This is a genomic window from Mesorhizobium sp. M7A.F.Ca.CA.004.12.1.1 (assembly GCF_003997835.1).
Taxonomy (GTDB): domain Bacteria; phylum Pseudomonadota; class Alphaproteobacteria; order Rhizobiales; family Rhizobiaceae; genus Mesorhizobium.
In genome coordinates this window covers 1-1,699 of sequence record NZ_RZRK01001061.1, presented here as the reverse complement: position 1 = coordinate 1,699, position 1,699 = coordinate 1, and the positions used below count along the sequence as shown (strand labels likewise).

Here is a 1,699-nt window from a genome sequence, read left to right as displayed (position 1 = left end):
GCCATGGCCAGCGCAACAGATCCGCCTGATATCGCAATGTCCTTCATCAGCATCTGCTGGTGCAGGAAGGAGAGCATCGCGTCGCCGCCGCCCTGGCCGTAATGGCCGATGAACCCGGCGGCAATGCAGAAGGCAGCGAGCAGCAGCGCCGCGATCCGGGTCTGGAAACCGACCAGGACGAGCAGCCCGGCGATCACTTCGAACAGTCCCGTGCCCCAGGCGGCAAGTGCCGGCAGCGGCAGGCCGAGGTTTACGAAATAGCCTGTGGTGCCGGCTATGTCGCTCAATGCCTGGAAACCGGAGGGCACGAACAGGGCGGCGAGCAGCAGCCGGGAGAGCAGGAGCAGCGCGTTGCGGGGCATGTTCACCTCCCTCGGCCGCCGGCCGGCTTCGTCCCGATAGCCCCTATCCTAGCAGAAAACTCCGGCCAGCAGATCGGCGGGCATACACCGATAACGAAAAAGCGGCACGGAAAATTCCGCGCCGCTTTTTGTTCGGCTATTGCCAGTTTTTGGCTCAGCCGCGCTTGGCGTCGATCGAATAGGCGCCGGCGCCCGAGGAAGCCAGCACGAGGAAGCCGCCCGCAATGGCGAGGTTCTTGAGAAACTGGATCATCTGCATCTGGTCGGCCCAACCGGTATGGGCGACCAAACCGGTGGCGACGGTGAAGATCGCCAGCACCCAGGCAACAATCCGGGTCTTGAAGCCGACGAGGATGGCGAGGCCGCCGAGAAGCTCGATCAGGCCGACGACAATGGCCGTTACGGTCGGCAAGGGCAGGCCGAGGGCACCGAAATAGCCCGCCTGCCGGCGATGGCGGTCAGCTTGCCGAAGCCTGAAAGCAGGAAGATGACGGCAAGCAGGACGCGGCCGAGGAGGATGGTGGTCGAGGCATTGGATGCGCCGGAACCGGCGACTGAAGTGTTGATGGACATTGTGGCTCTCCGGGATGGGTTGATACCGGGGAGATAGAGCAAGCCGACTGTTCACCAAAGCCACCAGACTGGCGACACATTGTTCACAGTACTTACGTTCCGTGATCGGGCGGCCTGCGCAAAATTCGCTTCGGGTCACGTCGTGACGGAAGTAAATTCTCCCGTCACGAAATACCGGGCTTTTGGTTGACGCAATTCCGGACCGAAAACCGCAAGACACTTTTCCTGGAATTGACTACCCCGGATGCGTCATGTCCTCCGGCCGCACCAGCCGGTCGTAATCGGCTTCGCTGACCAGCCCGGTGGCGAGCGCTTCCTCGCGCAGCGTGGTGCCCTTCTTGTGCGCGGTCTTGGCGATCTTGGCGGCATTGTCGTAGCCGATGGTCGGCGCCAGCGCCGTCACCAGCATCAGCGAGCGGTCGAGTGCCGCCTTGATGTTGTCTTCGCGGGCCTCGATGCCGACAACGCAATTGTCGGTGAAGGAGACCGAGGCGTCGGAGAGCAACTGCACCGACTGCAGGAAATTGTAGGCCATCAGAGGGTTGTAGACGTTGAGCTCGAAATGACCCTGGCTGCCGGCGAAGGTGAGCGCCGCATTGTTGCCGAACACCTGCACGCAGACCTGCGTCAGCGCCTCGCATTGGGTCGGGTTGACCTTGCCCGGCATGATCGACGAGCCCGGTTCGTTTTCCGGCAGCGACAGCTCGCCGAGGCCCGAACGCGGGCCGGAACCGAGGAAACGGATGTCGTTGGCGATCTTGAAC

At 62.6% G+C, this 1,699-nt stretch carries 2 protein-coding genes and 1 pseudogene; all 3 read right to left on the bottom strand.

Features of this window, described 5'->3' with window-relative positions; translation table 11 throughout:
- The coding region (locus tag EN984_RS33580) for a DoxX family protein (RefSeq protein ID WP_164765874.1) at positions 1-362 on the bottom strand (362 nt) is incomplete at its 3' end.
- A gap of 154 nt (positions 363-516) precedes the next feature.
- A pseudogene (locus tag EN984_RS33575) lies at positions 517-935 on the bottom strand (DoxX family protein).
- A 235-nt stretch (positions 936-1,170) separates the two neighbouring features.
- Positions 1,171-1,699 (bottom strand): lyase family protein (locus tag EN984_RS33570; protein ID WP_245480176.1); only part of this gene is annotated, 529 nt, incomplete at its 5' end.